The sequence below is a fragment of the Hymenobacter bucti genome (assembly GCF_042681145.1).
In the GTDB taxonomy this organism is placed as follows: domain Bacteria; phylum Bacteroidota; class Bacteroidia; order Cytophagales; family Hymenobacteraceae; genus Hymenobacter; species Hymenobacter bucti.
In genome coordinates this window covers 186,762-205,960 of the sequence record NZ_JBHUFD010000002.1, presented here as the reverse complement: position 1 = coordinate 205,960, position 19,199 = coordinate 186,762, and the positions used below count along the sequence as shown (strand labels likewise).

General features: G+C 63.2%; 21 protein-coding genes. 11 read left to right on the top strand and 10 right to left on the bottom strand.

Features of this window, described 5'->3' with window-relative positions; translation table 11 throughout:
- Positions 1 to 22: 22 nt before the first annotated feature.
- A complete protein-coding gene (locus ACFSDX_RS06830; protein ID WP_382312513.1) occupies positions 23 to 670 on the bottom strand; it encodes a CatB-related O-acetyltransferase in 648 nt (215 codons plus the stop codon).
- A gap of 108 nt (positions 671 to 778) precedes the next feature.
- Here ACFSDX_RS06830 and ACFSDX_RS06825 point away from each other — a divergent pair, with 108 nt between their 5' ends.
- Both ACFSDX_RS06825 and ACFSDX_RS06820 read left to right on the top strand, forming a co-directional pair.
- Positions 779 to 1,906 (top strand): spore photoproduct lyase family protein, encoded by a 1,128-nt coding sequence (locus ACFSDX_RS06825; RefSeq protein ID WP_382312512.1) that lies wholly within the window; start codon positions 779 to 781, stop codon positions 1,904 to 1,906.
- An 89-nt stretch (positions 1,907 to 1,995) separates the two neighbouring features.
- Positions 1,996 to 2,718: a hypothetical protein gene (locus ACFSDX_RS06820; RefSeq protein ID WP_382312510.1), complete on the top strand. Its 723-nt coding sequence runs from the start codon at positions 1,996 to 1,998 to the stop codon at positions 2,716 to 2,718.
- Positions 2,719 to 2,820: 102 nt separating this feature from the next.
- Here ACFSDX_RS06820 and ACFSDX_RS06815 read toward each other — a convergent pair whose 3' ends face one another.
- On the bottom strand, positions 2,821 to 3,093 hold the full coding sequence (locus ACFSDX_RS06815) for a hypothetical protein (protein WP_382312509.1): 273 nt from the start codon (positions 3,091 to 3,093) through the stop codon (positions 2,821 to 2,823).
- Positions 3,094 to 3,154: 61 nt separating this feature from the next.
- On the opposite strand from ACFSDX_RS06815, the gene ACFSDX_RS06810 reads away from it, so the two are divergent.
- Positions 3,155 to 3,706 carry a hypothetical protein gene (locus ACFSDX_RS06810; protein WP_382312507.1) on the top strand — a complete coding sequence of 184 codons (552 nt, stop codon included), beginning with the start codon at positions 3,155 to 3,157 and terminating at the stop codon, positions 3,704 to 3,706.
- A gap of 41 nt (positions 3,707 to 3,747) precedes the next feature.
- Here the strand turns inward: ACFSDX_RS06810 and ACFSDX_RS06805 are convergent, their stop codons facing one another.
- The 4 genes from ACFSDX_RS06805 to ACFSDX_RS06790 form a co-directional block, all read right to left on the bottom strand.
- Complete coding sequence (locus ACFSDX_RS06805; RefSeq protein ID WP_382312506.1) at positions 3,748 to 4,845, bottom strand: mechanosensitive ion channel family protein; 1,098 nt, start codon at positions 4,843 to 4,845, stop codon at positions 3,748 to 3,750.
- 107 nt (positions 4,846 to 4,952) lie between these two features.
- On the bottom strand, positions 4,953 to 5,510 hold the full coding sequence (locus tag ACFSDX_RS06800; protein ID WP_382312505.1) for an NUDIX hydrolase: 558 nt from the start codon (positions 5,508 to 5,510) through the stop codon (positions 4,953 to 4,955).
- 322 nt (positions 5,511 to 5,832) lie between these two features.
- The gene (locus ACFSDX_RS06795; protein ID WP_382312504.1) at positions 5,833 to 6,540 is read right to left on the bottom strand and encodes an START domain-containing protein; all 708 of its coding nucleotides are present in this window, start codon (positions 6,538 to 6,540) and stop codon (positions 5,833 to 5,835) included.
- A gap of 462 nt (positions 6,541 to 7,002) precedes the next feature.
- Positions 7,003 to 7,920: an alpha/beta fold hydrolase gene (locus ACFSDX_RS06790; protein WP_382312502.1), complete on the bottom strand. Its 918-nt coding sequence runs from the start codon at positions 7,918 to 7,920 to the stop codon at positions 7,003 to 7,005.
- A gap of 252 nt (positions 7,921 to 8,172) precedes the next feature.
- On the opposite strand from ACFSDX_RS06790, the gene ACFSDX_RS06785 reads away from it, so the two are divergent.
- The 4 genes from ACFSDX_RS06785 (at position 8,173) to ACFSDX_RS06770 (ending at position 10,562) form a co-directional block, all read left to right on the top strand.
- Positions 8,173 to 8,364: a cold-shock protein gene (locus tag ACFSDX_RS06785; RefSeq protein ID WP_382312501.1), complete on the top strand. Its 192-nt coding sequence runs from the start codon at positions 8,173 to 8,175 to the stop codon at positions 8,362 to 8,364.
- Positions 8,365 to 8,540: 176 nt separating this feature from the next.
- Positions 8,541 to 8,771 carry a hypothetical protein gene (locus tag ACFSDX_RS06780; protein WP_382312500.1) on the top strand — a complete coding sequence of 77 codons (231 nt, stop codon included), beginning with the start codon at positions 8,541 to 8,543 and terminating at the stop codon, positions 8,769 to 8,771.
- 48 nt (positions 8,772 to 8,819) lie between these two features.
- The gene (locus ACFSDX_RS06775; protein ID WP_382312498.1) at positions 8,820 to 9,635 is read left to right on the top strand and encodes a PhzF family phenazine biosynthesis protein; all 816 of its coding nucleotides are present in this window, start codon (positions 8,820 to 8,822) and stop codon (positions 9,633 to 9,635) included.
- A 186-nt stretch (positions 9,636 to 9,821) separates the two neighbouring features.
- Entirely contained in the window at positions 9,822 to 10,562 is a 741-nt protein-coding gene (locus ACFSDX_RS06770; protein WP_382312497.1) for a LytR/AlgR family response regulator transcription factor, read from the top strand.
- Between the two features lie 108 nt (positions 10,563 to 10,670).
- Here the strand turns inward: ACFSDX_RS06770 and ACFSDX_RS06765 are convergent, their stop codons facing one another.
- From ACFSDX_RS06765 to ruvC, 3 genes are all read right to left on the bottom strand, one after another.
- Complete coding sequence (locus ACFSDX_RS06765) at positions 10,671 to 12,959, bottom strand: ATP-binding protein (protein WP_382312496.1); 2,289 nt, start codon at positions 12,957 to 12,959, stop codon at positions 10,671 to 10,673.
- Between the two features lie 162 nt (positions 12,960 to 13,121).
- A complete protein-coding gene (locus ACFSDX_RS06760; RefSeq protein ID WP_382312494.1) occupies positions 13,122 to 13,484 on the bottom strand; it encodes a peptidase associated/transthyretin-like domain-containing protein in 363 nt (120 codons plus the stop codon).
- Between the two features lie 195 nt (positions 13,485 to 13,679).
- Positions 13,680 to 14,255, bottom strand: a complete 576-nt coding sequence (gene ruvC, locus ACFSDX_RS06755; RefSeq protein ID WP_382312708.1) for a crossover junction endodeoxyribonuclease RuvC — start codon at positions 14,253 to 14,255, stop codon at positions 13,680 to 13,682.
- A gap of 27 nt (positions 14,256 to 14,282) precedes the next feature.
- Here ruvC and ACFSDX_RS06750 point away from each other — a divergent pair, with 27 nt between their 5' ends.
- On the top strand, positions 14,283 to 15,344 hold the full coding sequence (locus ACFSDX_RS06750; protein ID WP_382312493.1) for a lysylphosphatidylglycerol synthase transmembrane domain-containing protein: 1,062 nt from the start codon (positions 14,283 to 14,285) through the stop codon (positions 15,342 to 15,344).
- Positions 15,345 to 15,674: 330 nt separating this feature from the next.
- On the top strand, positions 15,675 to 16,670 hold the full coding sequence (locus tag ACFSDX_RS06745; protein ID WP_382312492.1) for a glycosyltransferase: 996 nt from the start codon (positions 15,675 to 15,677) through the stop codon (positions 16,668 to 16,670).
- A 5-nt stretch (positions 16,671 to 16,675) separates the two neighbouring features.
- Here the strand turns inward: ACFSDX_RS06745 and ACFSDX_RS06740 are convergent, their stop codons facing one another.
- Positions 16,676 to 17,536 (bottom strand): energy transducer TonB, encoded by an 861-nt coding sequence (locus ACFSDX_RS06740; protein WP_382312490.1) that lies wholly within the window; start codon positions 17,534 to 17,536, stop codon positions 16,676 to 16,678.
- A 200-nt stretch (positions 17,537 to 17,736) separates the two neighbouring features.
- Between ACFSDX_RS06740 and ACFSDX_RS06735 the strand changes: the two genes are divergently transcribed.
- Both ACFSDX_RS06735 and ACFSDX_RS06730 read left to right on the top strand, forming a co-directional pair.
- Positions 17,737 to 18,027 (top strand): hypothetical protein, encoded by a 291-nt coding sequence (locus ACFSDX_RS06735; RefSeq protein WP_382312489.1) that lies wholly within the window; start codon positions 17,737 to 17,739, stop codon positions 18,025 to 18,027.
- A gap of 3 nt (positions 18,028 to 18,030) precedes the next feature.
- Positions 18,031 to 19,107 (top strand): ABC transporter permease, encoded by a 1,077-nt coding sequence (locus ACFSDX_RS06730; protein ID WP_382312488.1) that lies wholly within the window; start codon positions 18,031 to 18,033, stop codon positions 19,105 to 19,107.
- The last annotated feature ends 92 nt before the right edge of the window (positions 19,108 to 19,199 follow it).

Sequence of the window (19,199 nt, the reverse complement as noted above, 5' to 3'; positions counted from 1 at the left end):
ACCCGCCATACGCAAAGGCGGCTTATTTCGCTCGTTCCAGCGCCGCTAGGTCGAGACCGCAGATGGCGCGCTGGTTCCGCGTGATTTTCTCCGCGTCCCAGTGCCACCACGCCACGGCTTGCAACCGGGCCACAGTGTCCTCATCGAAGCGCATGCGCACGATAGCAGCGGGGTTGCCGGCCACAATGGCGTAGGGCGGCACATCGCGCGTGACCACGGCCCGCGTGGCCACGATGGCACCGTTGCCCACGCGCACGCCGGGCATCAGCAGCGCGTCGTGGCCCAGCCACACGTCGTTTTCCACCACCAGGTCGCCTTTGCTGGGAAAAGTGCTCGGGTCAAAGGCCGTTTCCCAGCCCTGCCCAAATACCGGAAATGGGTAGGTGGTAAATAAGTTGGTGCGGTGGTTGCCGCCGTTCATCACAAACTTCACCCCCGAGGCTATCTGGCAAAACCGCCCAATTCGCAGCCGGTCGCCCACGAATGGAAAGTGGTAGAGCACGTTGCGCTCAAAATTGCGCACGTCCTCGAAGTCGTCGTAGTAGGTGTAGTCGCCCACTTCGATAAGCGGATTGGTGATGCTATTCTTCAGAAAAACCAGCCGCTCGTGCCCGCCCACGGGGTGCAGCAGCTCGGGCGCGGGGCCGGTGGGGGTAGGGGAGTCGGGCATTAAAAAAGGCGTGGCTCGCGTGGTAAGCGACTACTATTCAAGGGTAATGATTACGGGTAAACTTAATCCAAAACGACCTATTCCGGACTCGCAAGCGTTTACTAAGCTATGCAGACCGACCTCTTTTTGCCCGTTCTCAACGCTCCTACGCCGGCCGCTGGGCCGACCCTCGACCTAGGCGCGGCGCCCAGGTCGCACGGCGCCAAGCTGTGGCTACCCAAGCGCGTACTGTTCACGCCCGACGCGTTGCAGGAGGAGTACGGTCAGCAGATGTTGGCCAGCGCCACGGCCCTAGGGCTCGATATTGAGCTGCTGAAAAGCAACCGCATCACCGGCCTGCGCGGCGACGATGAGCGCGCCACCTACCGCACCGCCAAGACCACGCTGGCCGTGGTAAACGCCCCCGCCGGGGCGCTGCGCCTCCAGCCCACGCCCCCGTCGGCCGATTTTCAGCTCAACCTGGCCGAGGGCTGCCCCGCCCACTGCCAGTACTGCTACCTGGCCGGCAGCCTCAGCGGCCCGCCCGTGGTGCGCGCCTTCGCCAACCTGCCCAAGCTGCTGGCTAACACCCAGGTATACGAGCGCGCCGACCGCCCCGTGAGCTTCGAGGCCAGCTGCTACACCGACGTGCTGGGCATCGAGCACCTCACCGGCGCCCTGGGCGAGGCCGTGCGCTACTTCGCGGGCCGCGAGGGTGCCCGGCTGCGCTTCGTGAGCAAGTACGACCACGTGGAAAGCTTAGTCGGCTTGCCGCACAACGGCCACACCCGCGCCCGTGCCTCGCTCAATGCCGAGCCGCTGGCCCGGCAGCTAGAGGGCGGCACGGCCAGCATTGAGGCCCGCATTCAGGCGCTGCGTCGGCTGGCGCTGCCAGTGGCGCAGGGCGGCGGGGGCTACCCGGTAGGTGTGCTCATGGCCCCCATCATGCCGCTGCCCGACTGGCGCCAGCACTACGGCGAGCTGCTCGACCGCGTGCAGGCGGCCTTCGACTTTGATTGCGACCTGACGGTGGAGTTTGTCACGCACCGCTTCACGCCCGGCTCCAAGGAAGTGCTGCTGGGCTGGTACCCCAACACCACGCTTGACCTCAGCGAGGAAAGCCGCGCCGTGAAGCGCAATAAGTTCGGCGGCCTCAAGTACGTTTATGACGTGCCGACCATGAAAGAGCTGAAAGCGTGGTTCTACGCCGAGTGGCAGCGGCGCTTTCCGCACGCCCCGGTTCAGTACTGGACCTAGGGCGTGGGCGCGTTGCAACTTGTTACCAAAAAAGTGTACTTTGCAGTGTGGTGCAAGCGTTGCGCCGCCGTTGTCAGCGTTCCGTTGCTATGAGAAGCCTGCTCTATCTGGTTGTGCTGCTGGCTATCAGTGGCAGTTGTGAGGCGCAGCGGCCGGCCGCCTACTCGGCGCCGGCCTACAAGGCTACGCTGCAGCAGCTCACGCAGCGCCGCACCGCGCTGGCTGCGCGCTACGCCAAAGCTACTACCCCCGCCGCCCAGGCCGCCTGCCTGGTAGAGGCGCGCAAGCTGTGGCTCAGCGCCCTCGACAACACTGTGTTTCCGGCCTGGGAAAGCACGCCCTGGAGCTTTTATGGCCAAACCTGGGCCCCTAGGCAGGGCAGCGTAGCCTGCGGCTACTTCGTCACAACGGCGCTCTTCGATACCGGCCTGCGGCTCCAGCGCTCGCTGCTGGCGCGGCAGGGCTCCGAGCGGCTCATCAAAAACCTGGTGGCTGAGAAAAACATCAGCCGCTACCGGCGCATGAGCCAGCTCAAATTTGTGCAGCAGGTGCGCGCCCTAGGGCCGGGCTTGTACCTGGTGGGGCTCGATTTTCACGTGGCCTTTCTGCGCGTGAGCGAAGGCGGCGCCGTGCAAATGGTGCACGCCTCCTGGATTCAGCCGAAGCCGCGGGTGGTGCGCGAAGCCGCCGACTCCAGCCCCGCACTGGCCTCCAAATACCGCGTGGTCGGCAAGCTCTCCGCCGATGACGCCCTGGTCAAGGCCTGGCTGCTGAGCCAGCCGCTGGCCGTGCATAACCTCTCGGTGAAATAGCCAGTGGCCGGCCGAGTAGCGCGGACTTTCAGTCCGCGAGTTGATACGGTGGGTACTCGCGGACTAAAAGTCCGCGCTACTCGGTCGGCCACTGAAAATGTCCTAGCAGCCGCAGCGGTAGTCGGGCGCGTCGGCGTAAGCCGGGGCGGGCGTGTCGTCGAGGCGCAGAATGCGGTCGAGCCGCACCTCCTCGCCCGAGGCCAGTACAGCGTACTCCGCGTGTTCGCGCGTGATGAAGGTGCGCAGCGTAGTGGGCCCCTGGCAGAGCTCGTGCAAGTCGTTGAAATACTGCAAGTACACTTGCTGCTTGCGGGTGGCAGCGGCTTCGAGCACGTCGTAGAAGTCGCAGGCTACGGGTTTATAGTCGGTAGGCATATCTCAGAAATAATAATTTGGGGGTAGTTTACGCACTCTATCAGCCTTGCGTTAATGCAGCATGACTATCGCCGAATTTTGGAACAACCAGAAATTCAGTTACCTAACGACTTATTCGTTTAATCGTGCACCTAACCTAGCTGTTCTGCATCGGGTTATTGATATAACTATCAAGGAATTAGGGCAGTCCGTGTCGTTGGCCAATTTTTTGCAGCAGTTTAAGTTAAAACGCCAACTAGCCGCGCTGGAGCAGCAAGCACAGATGGGCATCCATCAGAAGCGGCTGATAACTAAGCAAGGAGTTATCGACAGCACTGCCGACCGAATAGCGTTGATTAAAAGTGACTCGTTAGAAGCCAAGCAGCTTGGAACGATAGCTCGCGCCTTACCCAGCGAAACGGATTATGCTGCTGGCTGTATACCGGTTTACCGTGATGCGCTTGCTTTTTACAACGAGCAAGGCCAGTTACTGCGAGTGCTAAATATTTGCTTCGAATGTCTATACATGGAGGCTAGCGATGGGGTCATGGTCAAGGCAGACCCGCCTACGTATGAGGCGCTTCGAGAGGTGCTCAGCCAGCTAGGCCACCCAATTGAGAGCGTTGAAAATTAGAGCAGCACTTGTGCAGCCAGCCGAGACTCACGCTTTAGGTCTCACTGGATTCCTACTACGATATTCTTACCAGTGCCATCCTCCTGCACCAGCGCCCGCGTGCGTGGCAGGCTCTCGGGGTAATGGGCTTGCAGGTAATCGACTAGGTGCTCGCGCACGAAGCAGCGCAGGTCGAAGAGCGCGCTGGCGTTGGCGGCGCTCACCAGGCAGCGGAGCTCTAGGGTGCGCTCCTTCGAGTCAGTGACCTGGAGCACGCACACGCGCTCGTCCCAGAGCGGATGGGCTTCGAGCAGGCGGCGCAACTCGGCGCGCAGGGCCTCGACGGGCACGGTGTAGTCGGCGTGGAGAAAGACCGTGCCGGTGAGCTGGGCGCTGGAGCGCGTCCAGTTTTGGAAAGGCTTTTCGATGAAGTAGTTGAGCGGGAGCACCAGGCGGCGCTCGTCCCAGATATTGAGCACCACGTAGGTAAACGTGATTTCCTCGACCCGGCCCCACTCGCCCTCCACCACCAGCACATCGTCGAGGCGGATGGGTTGGGTAAAGGCTATCTGAAAGCCCGCCAGCAGGTTACTAATCGAGCGCTGCGCCGCAAAACCCACAATAACGCTGGCAATGCCCGCCGAGGTGAGTAGGCCGGTACCTAGGCGGCGCACTGTTTCGAAGCTCATCAGCACCAGCCCCACGGCCACGAAGCCGATGAGCCCCACGGCTACTTTCTTGATAAACTGGAGCTGCGTGAACAGCTTGCGCGCCCGCAGATTGTCGCCCGCCTCAACCTGGTAGTAGCGCTGAATAACGTCCTGCACCACGTCCAGGGTCTTGATGAGGCCCCAGGCAAACGACAAAATCAGCATAAACTCGACCACCCGGCGCAGCACCTCGAAGGGCTTGGGCGAGAGCGGCAGCAGGGGCAGCAGCAGCGACCAGGCCAGCACTGGGAAAAAAAGCGTGCTGGTGGTGCGCAGGTGCAGCATCACCGAGCGGGCCAGCTCCGAGCCCTCGCGCCGGTCGTAGGCCCGCAGCCCGGCAAACAGCAACGATTTCAGCGCCAGCCCCAGGGCCAAGCCCCCCAGCAGTACGCCCAGTACCACGAAGCCGTCGGGGAAATCGGCCAGCAGCTTAGCAAAAAAATCTTCCATAGTCAGCAGGGCCGCGCGGGCAAAATGACCTGGGCGGGCGCTAGCGTGTACCCGGCGCGGCCCCGAAAGGTTGGTGCGGCGGCGTGCACCTGAGGCCGCGCCTGGCGCTAGCGCCCTAGGTGGCGCAGGGCCAGCAGGCACAGCGCCACCGAGCCCGATACCCGAATCTCGCCCTGCATAATCAGCCGCTCTACCTCGGCCAGCGGCACCAGCACTACCTCGATGCTTTCGGTTTCATCCAAGTCCTGCTCGGCCACCAGGCGCACGCCGCGGGCCAGGAAAAACGAGATGCTGTTGGTGTCCTTGGTCGGGTTGTCGATGACTTCGAGCAGTGGCTCCAGGGGCGTATCGGTGTCGTAGCCGGTTTCTTCGCGCAGCTCGCGCCGGGCGGCTCCCAGGATGGAAGTTTCGCCGGCATCGACCACGCCGCCGGGCAGCTCCAGCAGGATTTGGCCCGCTGCGTGCTTGTACTGGCGCACAAAAACCACCTGGTCGTCAGCCGTGAGCGGGAAGGTGAGCACCACGTGCGGCCGCACGCTCACGAAGTAGTCGTCGAGCACCTGGCCGCTGGGCAGCTCCACGTGGTCGCGTCGCAGCTGGTACCACGGGTGGTCAAAAACCAATTCCGATTTCAGCGTTTTCCAGGGTTCTATTTTAGAAGTCATAAGTAGGTGCTAGGGAATTGCGGCGTCGCTGTGCCGTAGCGCGGACTTTTAGTCCGCGAGTACTGAGCTAGTTTCTGAGTTGTGGAAAATATACGAACGGGTTGCGCACCCTACTCCAGCGAAGCGCGGCGTGGCAGCTAGCAGCTAAGTTGCTGCACTGCGCGCAGTACGACGTTGACGTTCGCTTACAAGGCTTTCAGCTTGGGAAGCTAGGTTTAAGTGCAGGTTTATCAAAGTTTGAGCGTGTTGCCCAGCAAGAAAATCAGTCGATTACCCCTACTTACCGTCACCCAAAACCCTTCCTCATCCGGTTGGTAGCTGGCTAGCTATCGGGCGTGAGGAAGGCAAAGTGCTGCCCTTGGTAGCGCGGCAGCTGCAAGCTGCTGCGCAGCTGCCGAAACGATTGGTAAGGGGCTGCCGGCGCTAAGCGGTTTACCAGCCAGGCCGGCAGCGCGCCGCCCGGGTCTACCCGCAGGTAGTAGATGATGCGCAAGCGGTTGGCCGCCACGGCGCACACCTGCCAGTCGCCCGTCCAGTACGGCACGCGCACGATGCCTGGTTTCGGGGGCACCAGGCCGTCCACGCCCGTCGTGTTGATGCGCAGGGTACGGGTTTGGGGCGCGTAGGCAAACTGGAGCCGCATGACCAAATCCCGGTTGGCTACCATGGCTGGCATCTGGCTTTCCATATAGTAGTAGAACTCCGTCTCGCTTACCGTGCGCAGCCGATACGCCGTGCGCGTGTTACTAATCACGGTGCGGTAGTTGGCCACATCCGAGTAAAGCGCCACGAACTGCTCCAGGGTGCCGGGCATTTCGCACTGCACCTTTATCTCTTTGAAGCGCGTACCGGCGGGCATGCGCGAGTACACCCGGATGCCCTCCTTGCTAGTTTCCAGGCGCCACTCGCCCGCCGAGGTAGCCCATAGCTGGCCCGGCAAGCCGAAGAAAGCGAGCAAGACCAGCCACGGGCCCGGCAGGGCGCGGCGTAGCAAGAGGCACGCACGGTAGAACATAGTGATGCAGGACATGAGCAGGTGCTAGGCTGAGGTAGGTACCTGCTCCTGCCTCAGCCCGATGGGCTTGGCAGTGCCAGTTGTATCGTGTGCCAGCACGGGCTACCAGGAAAGGGCGCTACCCGCGCGGTGTGCCGGCTAGGGGGCAAACCAGGGAGAGCGCCGGCAAAGCGCCGCGCCGCTCACTAGGTGAAGCTGCGGTTTTCAGCGCGGGAGAACCCCGAACTTTCCTTCGGGGTGGGTGGCGATAAACAGGACCTAGGAAGCAAAATTAGGGCTCAGCAGGTGTTGGTAAAGCTTTTTAAGCAGGACCTTGCAAAACAAGCCCTGCGCGCTACGGGCTAAATGGTACAGTTTAGAAGCAAGTCTGCGCCCCCCACAAACTAAAATGCCACGCTACCGGCCCAGCGCGTTTGCTGGCCCTAGGTGCCGCCGCGGCTACCTAGGGCCAGCAAATGCGCTGGGTAGTTCGCCTGACTATTTCTTTTTTAGCAGCAGCCACAGGCCACCCGCGGCCAGGGCCACGATGCCCGCGGCCACGGCCGCCTTGGGCAGCTGGGTAGGGGCAGCGGGGCGGCGCTGCGCGATGTCGGCATCCCGGAAGCCGTCGCCGCTGGTGGCGGCCAAAATCAAACGGATGGTTTCGGCGGGCTGGTCCCACTGCGGCAGGTGGCCGCACTGCTCGAACCAGTAGAGCCGGGCGTCCGGAAATTTCGCGAGCGCCCGCGCCGACTGCCCGGGCCAGCACACGCGGTCTTGCCGGCCCCAGCCAATGACGAGCGGCGCCTTAATGGCGTGCCTAGGGGCGCCCCGCTGCTCGGCGCCGTACACCAGGTCGGTCAGCAGCTCCTCGAAGGAGGGCGATTTGGCGTAGCCGCGCAACTCATCGAGCGCGGCCTGGGCCGGCACCCGCCACGGGTGGGCCGAGAATTGCGCCAGCAACAGGCTGCGCGTCAGAACGTTGCCCGTGAGGGCGGGCATGATGGGCTGCACGGCCCGCAGCAGCTTCACCGACATGCCCACGCTGTGGTAAAACACCGGAACCTGCCAGCCCTGCCAGAACCCGCCGGGGTCCAGCGACACCACCGCGCCCACCACGCCGCCGCGCCGGGCCAGCTCCAGCACTAGCCGCGCACCCATCGAACTGCCCACCACGTCGATGCCCAGCAGGTCGTGCCGCAGCAAAAAAGTCGTTACCGCGTCGGCCAGCGTGCCAATGGTTACGGGCCCCGTCAGGGGCGGCGTATCGCCAAAACCGGGCAGGTCCACCGCTATTACATCGCGCTCGGCCACCAGCCCATCCAGGACGGTTTGCCACGAGCGCCAGCTGCCCCCAATGCCGTGCAGGAGTAAAAGGGGCTTGCCGGCCCCGCGCCGCACATAGTTCATTTCCATAATTCTGAAAAAAATAAATCGAGCTGTATTGGTAAGCAAAAAGCTACTTATCAGCCTAGCAGTACGGCGAGTGCGCAGAATCGGGCACCCGTTGTACTGTAAAATTGGAGCGGCCACGCCGCTCGTTTAAGAAATCTGCCCTACCTTTGAGTCAAAGACCAAACGACTTGTGTAAGTACAATCGGTTTAGCTCGCTAAATCGCTTCTGTAGGTTCGCTGCTGCTTGCTCTATCACTTTTTATCCTTAGCATCATGCAAACAGGAACCGTAAAATTCTTCAACGAAACCAAAGGCTTCGGCTTCATCAAAGTAGACCAGACCGGCGAAGACGTGTTCGTACACGTAACCGACCTCATCAGCGAAATCCGCGAGAATGACAAGGTGCAGTTCGAAATCGCTCAGGGCAAAAAAGGCCCGAACGCTGTAAAAGTATCGTTGGTTTAATTCAACGATTAGCTGTCTCAGCATCTAAAAAAGCCTCGTTGGTTCGCCAACGAGGCTTTTTTGCGTTTTGGCGGGCCGCGTGGCCTTTCCTTTGCGTCGCCGGCCACCAGCGTGCGGCCCTAGGCCGCACGCTGGTGGCCGGGCCTAAAACGCAACTGATTTATTAGCTAAAGCCCATGACTGATATTCTTCAAGCGCTGCGCTCCACTACCGTGAGATTGTTGGTTGACACAGAGTTGCGTGACGGCGGCTTTGCTATTACGTATCCGGGTCTTTTGGGAAAAACTGTTGTGACCTCGCCGGCTATAACCCAAGCAATTTTGGATTCGCCCGAGTTTGACCAGCTTTTCCAAGGCGCTAAAGCGGCGCGCATCCTAGATATCGTGCTGGCGCAAGCCCAGCACTAGCGCGGGCTGCCAGCCCACGTATTTTTACCATCAACTGCTTTCCTTCTCATGTCCATTCCCATTTATCAGGTCGATGCGTTTGCGCGCCGCCCGTTCACCGGCAACCCGGCCGCCGTGTGCCCGCTCGCCGAGTGGCTGCCGGCCCCTATAATGCAGCAGATTGCGGCCGAAAATAACTTGGCCGAAACCGCCTTTTTTATTCCGCTGCCCGCGGGCGAGGAAGCCGATTTTCACCTGCGCTGGTTCACGCCCACCTTCGAGATTGACCTCTGCGGGCACGCCACGCTGGCTACCGCCCACGTGCTCTGGACCGAGCGCGGCTACGCCAAGCCCGAAATTACCTTCTTGAGCCAGAGCGGCTTGCTGCGCGTGCGCCGCGAAGACGACGGCCGCCTGGTGCTCGATTTTCCGAGCCGCCCGCCGCAGCTGCTGGCCCTTGAGCAGCACCCCGAAGTGCTAATGAAGTCCCTAGGGCCGGGCGCGGCCACGCCGCGGGCCGTGCTGGCTTCCCGCGATTTGGTGGTCGAGTTTGCCCACGCCGATGAGGTGCTGGCGCTGCGGCCCGACTTCGCCGCCCTCATCGACCTAGGTTACATCGGGCTCATTGCTACCGCGCCGGGCAGCGGCGAGGTCGATTTCGTGTCGCGCTTTTTTGCCCCCGAAGTGGGCGTGCCCGAAGACCCGGTCACGGGCTCGGCCCACAGCACCCTCATCCCGTTTTGGGCCGCCAAGCTGGGCAAAACCGAGCTGTTTGCCCGCCAGGAATCGGCGCGGGGCGGCGAGCTGTGGTGCCGCCTGCGCGGCGACCGCGTCGATATCGGGGGTTACGCCGTGACCTACCTGCGCGGCGAGCTGGTGGTGTAGAAGCAGGCGCTAACGGCGGGTTTTAAACGCGTATTCCGGGTAGTTGAGCCAGCGCAATGGCCGGTCTATCCGCATGCGCTCCAAATGTGCGGCGGCCCTCGTTATGTTTAAGCTTACAAAGTCAATCTGATTATCAAGGCGGCTCGTAGTTGACGGCTGAGATTTTCGACCCTATTATCCGCTGCTATGACCGCTACCGCTACTATTACTCCGCTCACCTGCGTTATTGTCGACGATAACGAAATCAATCGCCTCACCCTGGAGCACCTCGTCGACCTCACCCCCGAGCTGACGCTGGTGGCGTCGCTGCCGGGCGGCGTGGAGGCGCTGCACTTTTTTCGGCAGGGCGGGCAGTGCGACTTGCTGCTGCTCGACGTGGAAATGCCCAACCTCACGGGTCTGGAACTGGCCAAAATGCTGCCCGCGCCCGCCCCGGCCGTGGTGCTGGTTACCACGCACCGCACCTTCGCGGTGGCCGCGTTTGAGCTGCAAGTAACTGACTACCTGGTGAAGCCCGTTGAGTTTGGCCGCTTCAGCCAAGCCGTGGCCAAGGTGTTGGCCGCCCGCCCGGCGGCGCCCCGCCCCGCGCCACCTAGGCAGCCCAAGCCTCTCGCCGCGGCCGACCTATTTGTGAAAGTAGGCACTCGCACCATCAAGGTGAATTTCAACGACGTGCTCTACATCGAGGCGCTCTCGACCTACTCGGTGCTGGTGATGCCCACCCACAAGCACATTGTGTACCTCACGCTCAAGAGCCTGGCGGAGCGCCTGCCCTTCGATAATTTTCTGCGCGTGCACCGCTCCTACATCGTGAATATGCAGCGCATCGAAGCTGTGGAAGACTACATGCTCAAGCTCGGCCAGCACGAGGTGCCGGTCGGCAAGTCGTACCAGGAAGAATTTTTGCGTAATCTCCAGAGCCTGTGAGGGTAATGGGTAATGAGCGTAATTGGAGTAATGGGTAATTGGCGTAATACTATTCTGGTTACGCCAATTACCCATTACTCCAATTACGCTCATTACCCATTACCCCAATTACCCCTTACGCCCATTGCCCAGCTCCTGGGGTAGGGTTTCGAGGGCGAGCTGCACTTGGGCCGTGAGCTGCATCACGGCCGCTGGCAGCAGGGCGTAGGCGGCGGGCTGGGCCTGCTCGAGCAGTAGCACGGCGGCTTCTACCTCGCGGATGCCCAGCGACTCCAGGCTGGGCTTGATGTGGTGCACGATTTTGGCGGCTTCAGGCCACTGGGCGGCGGCGGTAGCGGCCACCAGCTCGGCCATGCTGCCGGGCATGTTGTGCAGGAAGGAGCGGATGATTTTGACCACAAACTCATCGCGGCCCCGCGCCAGCGCGCGCAGCTTAGTGAGGTCGTAGGCTGGGGCCGGCGAGGGCAGCACGCGCACCAGCGTGTGGTACACTTCTTCCTCGTTGAAGGGCTTAGCCAGGCAGGCGGCCATGCCCGCGCCTAGGTAGCGCTCACAGTCGGCCCGGAAGGCATTGGCCGTAAGGGCCACGATGGGGCAGTTGGCCCGCACCGGGTCGGGCAGGGCCCGGATGGCGGCCGTGGCATCGAGGCCGTTGAGGCCCGGCATCTGGATGTCCATCAGTATCAGGTCGTAGGGCGCCGCTTCGAGCACGCGGGCCACCCCGGCCAGGCCATCTTCGGCTTCATCAACCTCCACGCCCCAGCCTTCGAGCAGCAGGCGGGCTACGGTGCGGTTTATCTCGTTGTCTTCCACCACCAGCACCCGGCAGCCGCGCAGGGCGCCCGTGTCGTAGGCGTCGGCCGCGGGGGCGGTCAGCCCGGCGGGCGCCTTGGGCAGGGTAAGCACAAAGGCAAACGTGCTGCCCTGGCCCGGCACGCTGCACAGCGTGAGGGCGCCGCCGAGCTGCGCCACTAAGGCCCGCGAAATGCTGAGGCCCAGGCCCGTGCCGCCGTAGCGCCGGGTGGTGTCGGTGTAGGCCTGGGTAAAGCCGTCGAAGATAAGCTCTTGCTTGTCGGAGGCGATGCCAATGCCGGTGTCTTCTACGCAGAAGCGCACGGTGAGAGTCGTATCGGTTTCGGCCAGCTGCTCGCCCACTACTGTGATGCCACCGCCGGGCGCGGTAAACTTAATGGCGTTGGCCACCAGGTTGAGCAGAATCTGGTTCAGGCGCAGCGCGTCGCCCAGCACCCAGGGGTGCAAGCAGGTAGTCTGGAGCCGCGTGCCCGAAAACCGGATGCCCTTGTCCTGCGCCTGCGCCATGAGCGGCTGCAAGGCCTCGTACATCGAGTCGCACAGATTAAAGGGCGCTTCTTCCAGCTCTAGCTTGCCCGACGTGATTTTGGCCATGTCGAGCACGTCGTTGATAACCCCCAGCAAGTGCTGGCCCGAGTGCCGGATGGTGCGCAGAAACTCCTGCTGGCGGGCCGTGAGGGCCGTGCGCGCCAGCTGGGCCGCCATGCCCAGCACCCCGTTGAGGGGCGTGCGCATCTCGTGGCTCATGTTAGCCAGAAAGTTTTCGCGGGCCAGCACGGCCGCCTCGGCGGCCTGCTTGGCCTGCTCCATCTTGTGCTCGGCCAGCAGGCGGTCGGTGATGTCGGTGCTCACGCCCAGTACCTGCTGGCTGCCATCGGCGCGCACCAGCAGCCGCTTCACGGTGTGGAAGCACAGCTCCTGGCCCGAGGGCAACGTCACATGGCTTTCGGTTTCGAGCTGCTCGCCCGTGGCCAGCACGCGCTCGTGGGTGGCCAAGTAGCTAGCTACCTGCTGGGCCTGCGTGGTAGTAAGCGGCTGGGCGCCCGTGGGGTGTAGGTGGCTGGTTTGGGCGCGTAGCTCAGCGCACGCCCGGTTCTCGAAGACGAGGTTGCCGGCCGCGTCGCGCACGTGCACCGGATTGGGCATCGCGGCCAGAATTTCATTGATAAAATCTTGCTGCTCAGTTAGCTGCTGCTCGGCCAGCACGCGGCCCGTGGTTTCGGCCAGGTAGAGCGTGACGCTGCCGGGGGGGGGGAGCGTGTCAACAATGCCCACTTGGAAATACCGGGCGCCCACTTGCAGCTGGGTGGCGGGCCGCCCTTCTAAACCCGCGATGGCGGCGGCGCGCAGGGCCTGGCGCACCTGCACCTGCTCGGCGCGGCTGAGGCCTTGGCGCAGGTGCAGCGCGGCCGGGTTGGCGTAGAGCTGCCGGCCCGCCGTGTCGTAGCGCAGGATGGGGTTGGGGTTGTGCTCGGGCAGGCTGGCTAAAAACTGCAGGTCGGCCACCTGGCGGCGGAGGTCAGCTAGCTCCACGTGCTCAGGAGGCGCAGCTGCTCCGACGGAAACAGAGGCGTTGTTAAACATAAGTCACTGGTAGAAAAGGACGATAGATAAATAATGGCTTGAATATAAAGCGCTGGCTGGTTAAGCGCAATTTGCTAGCACAATAGCCTCCTTCTGGTGGGAAGGAGGCTACTATACTTACTAAAAATAAATTCGGAAGGCGGGCATAAGCTAGGAGCAAAGTTATTGACCCAGCACGATGCGGGCCGGCGCGGGGTGCTGGCCGTCGATGTCGAAGCGGGTGCTGCCGAGGCCCACGTACTCGGCCTGCAAGTGCTGGGTAGGGGCGACGGGCACCTGCAGCTGAAACGTGCCGTGCGCATCGGTAACCGCGATGAGCCGGCGGTTCGCAATCAGAAACACGCAGACCCCGGGCCGGGGTTGGCCATCGGCCCCCAGGATAGTGCCCGTGAGCATGGTAAGCTGAGTGCCCTCGGTGGGCGCAGCGGGGGCGGCGGCACCTGGCAGGCTAGCCGCGCTGGCCGGGCCAGCTAACAAGGAAACAATGCTGAAAAGAGTAAGGAGCGGGCGCGTGAAGGCAAACATAGTAACAGAGCGTAAGCGGCAGAAAAATAGCGAGAAGGCAGGTAGTGTTTAGTGCTGTAAAATTACCTGGGCACGCTTCTGCTTAAAGGGGCTCTTATGCCAACCTGGTATTTTTCTCGCTGAGTATTTGCTTTTACTAAGCCAGTACGCGGCCGTGGGCGGGCACCCACGGCGCTTAGCGGCCATAGGGCCGGGTTACTTCGGGCGGGCGGCTTTCTTCACGGTAGTGGTGCCGAGGGTGCGGCCGGGATTATCTTCCAGAAATTTGCCCCAGCTTTTGGAGCCCGCCTTCACGTTGTTGCCCTGCTGGTAGTGGTGGCACAGGGCCACGGCCAAGGCATCGGTAGCGTCCAGAAACTTGGGCGCTTCCTCGATGGGCGGTAGCTCCAGGGTTTGGCGCAGCATGCGGGCCACCTGCTCCTTATCGGCCGAGCCCGAGCCCGTGACGGCCTGCTTGACCTTGGTGGGCGCGTACTCCACGAACGGGATATCGCGCGAGAGGCAGGCCGCAATGGCCACGCCCTGCGCCCGGCCCAGCTTGAGCATGCTCTGCACGTTTACGCCGTAGAAGGGCGCCTCAATGGCCAGCTCGTCGGGCAGGAACTCATCGATGAGCTCCAGCATGCGGGTGAAAATCCGCTTTAGCTTTACGGCATGGTTCGTCCCGAGCGCCTTCATATTGATAACGTCGTATTGCAGCACCTTCACGTGCTGCCCGCGCACCTCAATGACGGCGTAGCCCATAATCTGGGTGCCGGGGTCGACGCCCATGATGACCTTCTCGGCCGGGGGCAGCCGTTGCAAGGGGGCGGGAGTAAGGGTGCGGGAAATGGCCATCATTCCCAAAGTTACGCCCCCGGCGGCCCGCCCCGGCCCCCCGCCCGCGGCAAAACCTGGGTCACGCTGGGCAAAATTGGCATTACGCTGCTGACCCTCGGGCTGCTGTATCACTCTGTTTTTGCGGCGCCCGACACGGCGGCGGCCTGGCGGCGGCTAGTGGCGGCCACCCTCAGCGGGGCCGGGCGCGGCCCGGTGCTACTGGCCTTAGGGCTGGTGCCGCTCAACTGGGGCCTAGAGGCGTGGAAGTGGCAGCGCCTGGCCCGCCACCTCGAGCCCCGGCACTCGTATTGGCGCAGCCTGCGGGCAGTGCTGGTGGGCCTCACCCTAGGCTTTGCCACCCCCAACCGGATGGGCGACTACGCCGCCCGCATCTTGGAGCTGCACGCTCGGCGCCGCCTCGATGCCGTGGGGGCCGTGTTCCTAGGTCGCTACGCACAGCTTGTGGCCACGGTGCTAGCCGGTGGGATAGGGCTGCTGTACTTTTTGCTGCGGTTTTACTTGAATGGCTACCCAGCCGCGCAGGTGGGCGTAGTGCTGGCCTTTGGGCTGGGCGGCGCGCTGGCGCTGCTGCCACTCTACCGCTCGCGGCTGCTGCTGGCCCTGCTGGTACTGGTGAAACCGCTGCGGCGTTTTCGGCGCTACCTGGCCATTATGCCCACATATTCAGCCCGCACGCTGCACGTGGTACTGGGTATTTCGGGACTGCGCTACGCGGTGTTTTGCGGGCAGTTTTTGCTGCTGCTGCACGCCTACGGCACGCGGGCGCCCCTAGGGTCGGCGCTGGCGGCCGTGGCGGGCACGTTCCTATTCAAGTCGCTGGTGCCCTCGCTCAACGCTCTGGCCGACGTGGGCGTGCGCGAGCTATCGGCTACGCACCTGTTTGGGCTGCTGGGCCAGCCGGCGCTGCCGGTGCTGAGCGCCAGCCTCAGCCTGTGGGTCATCAACATCGCGCTGCCCAGTGCCCTGGGGCTGCTGTGGCTGCCGGGGCTGCGGGTGCTGCGCGAACAGCGCGGCCGCTAGCCTATGGAAACGGCCCTAGGTATTGCGCTGCTCGTCGTACCGATGCTATACGCACTGGCCTGGGCCTGGCTGCGCCAAGGGCTGCCAAAGGAACCTAGGGCCGGCGTATGTGCCGAAAACATACCCCCACTTGGTATAAAAAAAGGTGTTTGTACTCACGCTGGACTTTCTAGCGACCTAGGCGGAACTATCTCGGTGGAAAGCGCTGGAAAGAGCAGCCAGCCAGCGGCTAGCTACGCGGCCACGGCTAGTGAATTGGTACTGCCGCCAGTACAAGCAACCACTCCCGAGTTAGCCGGAGCAGAGCCGGAATTAGTATTCTCCGTGCTCGTGGCGGCTCGCAACGAAGCCGCCAGCCTGCCGCACCTGCTGCACGCGCTGCGTACGCAGCACTTGCCCGCGGCCTGCTTCGAAGTGCTGATTGCCGACGACCACTCAACTGATGACACGGCCGCCCTGGTAACGGCCGCCGCGGCCGCGGCACCTAGGGCCATACTGCGTCTGGTGCGCCTGCCGCCCGGTCTCACCGGTAAAAAAGCCGCCCTGGCCGCCGCCGTGGCGCAGGCCCGCGCCCCGTGGGTGGTGTGCACCGACGCCGACTGCCGCCCCGGCCCCGGCTGGCTCCGGGCCTATGCCGACCTGCTGGCCCGGCAGCCGGACCTGCACTTTGTGAGCGGGCCGGTGCGCCTCACGCCGGGCGGGGCGTGGTTTGATGGCGTGCTGGGGCTGGAGTTTGCCGGACTGGTGGGGGTAGGGGCCGCCTGCATCGCCCGCGGCCGGCCCACCATGTGCAACGGGGCCAACCTGGCGTTTCGCCGGAGCACCTTCCACGAAGTGGGGGGCTACGCCGATAACCTAGGGCTGGCCAGCGGCGACGACGAGTTTCTTTTGCACAAGATGCACCAGCGCTACCCGGCCGGCGTGCGCTTTTTGGCCGAGGCCCGCGCCGTGGTCGACACGCCCGCGCCCGCCACGCTGCGCACGTTGCTGCGGCAGCGCGTGCGCTGGGCCAGCAAGTGGCCGCACTACCGTACCAGCGCCCCGCAGCAACTGGCGCTGCTGGTGCTGGGGGCCAATGTGAGCCTGGCGCTCGGCCTAGGGCTGGCCCTGGCCTGGCCGGCGCTGGGCCCGTGGGTGGCGGCCGCCTGGGCCCTCAAGCTGGGGGCCGATGCCTGGCTGCTGTGGCCGGTGCTGGCGCTGCTGCAGCGGCCTAGGTGGCTGGGGTGGCTGCTGCCGCTGCAAGTACTCTACGCGCCCTACGCGCTGGCCGTGGGCCTGGCCGGGCAGCGCGGTGGCTACCGCTGGAAGGGCCGGCAGGTGCGCTAGGCTAGCTACCCCCTGGGGGCAGGCTGGCCGAATGGGACCTGCACCCGCACATCGTGCGGAGCTCCGGTCGGATTGATGTATCTGGCCGATTTGAGGAGGCGGGTGGCTTCCTCGTCGCAGCCGTAGCCTAGGCCCTCCACCACGTCGGCCCGGCTCACGTGGCCTTGCGCATCAATCGTGGCTTCTACCAGCACGAAACCCCTGATGTGCTTGGCCGCCGCTACGGCAGGATATTTTGCTTGGTGGAACAAGTCTTCGTACGTGCCTACTAGTTCGGCGCGGGGCTGGGCTTCCTGTAAGGCATTGAGTTGCGCGTCCGTCAGCACGTATTTCTGCACCGAAGTTTCGTGCTTGCCATAAAGCTTGTTGAAATAAGCCAGCTTCTGGGGTAGCGTGCTCACAAAAAGTGCTGCGCGCTCAGCATCCGTTACGCGAGCCGTATCAATAGGCTGTAAATATTCTTGGCCATTAATGACATGATGCTGGAGGCCGTACCATTGCGGCTGACCCAGGCTGCGCTGGTAGCGGTCCCAGGACTGCGCCACTAAAATTTTGGCCTCCTTGTTTTGAGGGCTAAGCACTACGGCTTTTTTAGCAAACTTGTTGGCCAAAAGGTAGTGCTGGGCCGAGTCGGCGTGCTGCAACACGATGGCGGCATTAAGATAATCGGTGCCCGTGCGCAGTTGCCCGGTGGCTATAAGCTGCCGCAGCGTTTGCTGGTGCGCGGCATCGTGGCTACCCATGGCCGCCACGTTGTGCGTGCGGTCGTACTGGTCCTGGTCGGCTAAGGCCTGCAATGCAGCATTGTCTTTCACCGTGGCGCAACCTGCCAGCAATCTGCTTAGGAAGAATAAGTAAGCCTTCATGGCCGCTAAGGTAGTCAGCGCATAGCTGCCGCGCTAGTGAGGTAGGGTCTTTATATTCGGCTAGTTAGCCTAGCCCATTCAGATTTTGATAAGCCCCATTCTAAGCAGGTGCCGCAAGCATAAGGGCTTCTGGTGGTCTAGGTAGTTTCAGCCCGCGCCTTGCCGCCGGGCGCGCGGCCAACGTCGGGCCGCCGCTACCTTTGCTTACTTCGCTTGCGCCCATCTTGCTACCAATGACCGACGCTGAATTTGACTTGCTCGACGAGCTGTACTTCGTGACGCCCTTCCGGGTATTACTGGAAAAAACCGGCCTGCCCGCCGCTGACCTACAGGCCCAGCTGGGCAACCTGCTCGAGCAGGGCCTGGTGCGCTACTACTGGCCCGACCCCGACACCGAGCTGGCCTACGAGCCGACCTCCTTCGGCGCCCTAGGGCGCGATGCCAGCTACCTGGCCTCCAAGGAAGGCCTGCTGCAACACAACACCCGCTAGCCCGTGGCCGCGCCCGCCGCCCTGCCCGCCGCGCCCGATACGGCCGTGGTGGTGCCCCCCGCCCCGGCCCGCTCGCCGGGCTACTACGTGCGCCAGCGCCTGCGGGCCAATCGCCCCGCTGTGGCCGGGCTGGGCTTCATTGTGGTGTGCGCGGTGGTGGCGTTGCTGGGCTACTGGATTTTGCCCGATAATTCGCCCGATGCGAATAATGGCCTTGTGCAGCTGCAAAAGCAGCCGCCAGGCTTCACGGCTACCATCCGCCAGGTGCCCGGTGCCAACGCCCCGGCGCCCGGCAACTTTTTGCAAGTGTGGCTGCACGGGCGGCCGCCCCAGGTCAAGGATGAACTGGCCACTACCCACCACCTCACCACCTCACCAGCTCACCTTATTACTCGCCGCTACTGGCTGGGCACCGACAAAGCCGGGCGCGACGAGCTGAGCCGCCTGCTGCTGGGCACGCGCATCTCGCTGGGTATCGGGCTGGTGGCGGTGCTCATTTCGCTGGCCCTCGGGGTGGTGGTGGGCGCGCTGGCCGGCTACTTTGGTGGCTGGCTCGATAGCGTGCTGCTGGGCCTAATGACCGTGGTGTGGAGCATTCCGGGCATTATGCTGGTCATCGCCATTTCGCTGGCCCTGGACAGCAAAGGCGTGTGGGTCAGCTTCCTGGCGGTGGGCCTCACCATGTGGGTCGATGTGGCCCGCGTGGTGCGCGGGCAGGTGCTGGGGCTGCGCTCGGCCACCTTCATCGAGGCGGGGCGCGTGCTGGGGCTGCCCACCAGCCGACTCATCTTTGTGCACCTGCTGCCCAATCTGCGCGGCCCGCTCATCGTGCTGGCCACCAGCAACTTTGCGGCGGCTATTCTGCTCGAAGCCGGCCTGAGCTTTCTGGGCCTGGGGGTGCAGCCGCCCGCCCCCAGCTGGGGCCTCATGGTAAAGGAAGGCTACGACCTGCTCGGTACCGAGGCCGGCCTGTGGCTCACGCTGCTGCCGGGCCTGGCCATCAGCCTGCTGGTGCTGAGCTTCAATCTGCTGGGCAACGGCCTGCGCGATGCCTTTGACCCCAAAACCCAACTTAGCTAAACCGTAGCTATCGGGCGGCTGTGCCGTATTTTTGTGCGTTCTTATATAGTAGTTTCTACCTAGGATTTCTTGATTAATTTGATTTATAGCTA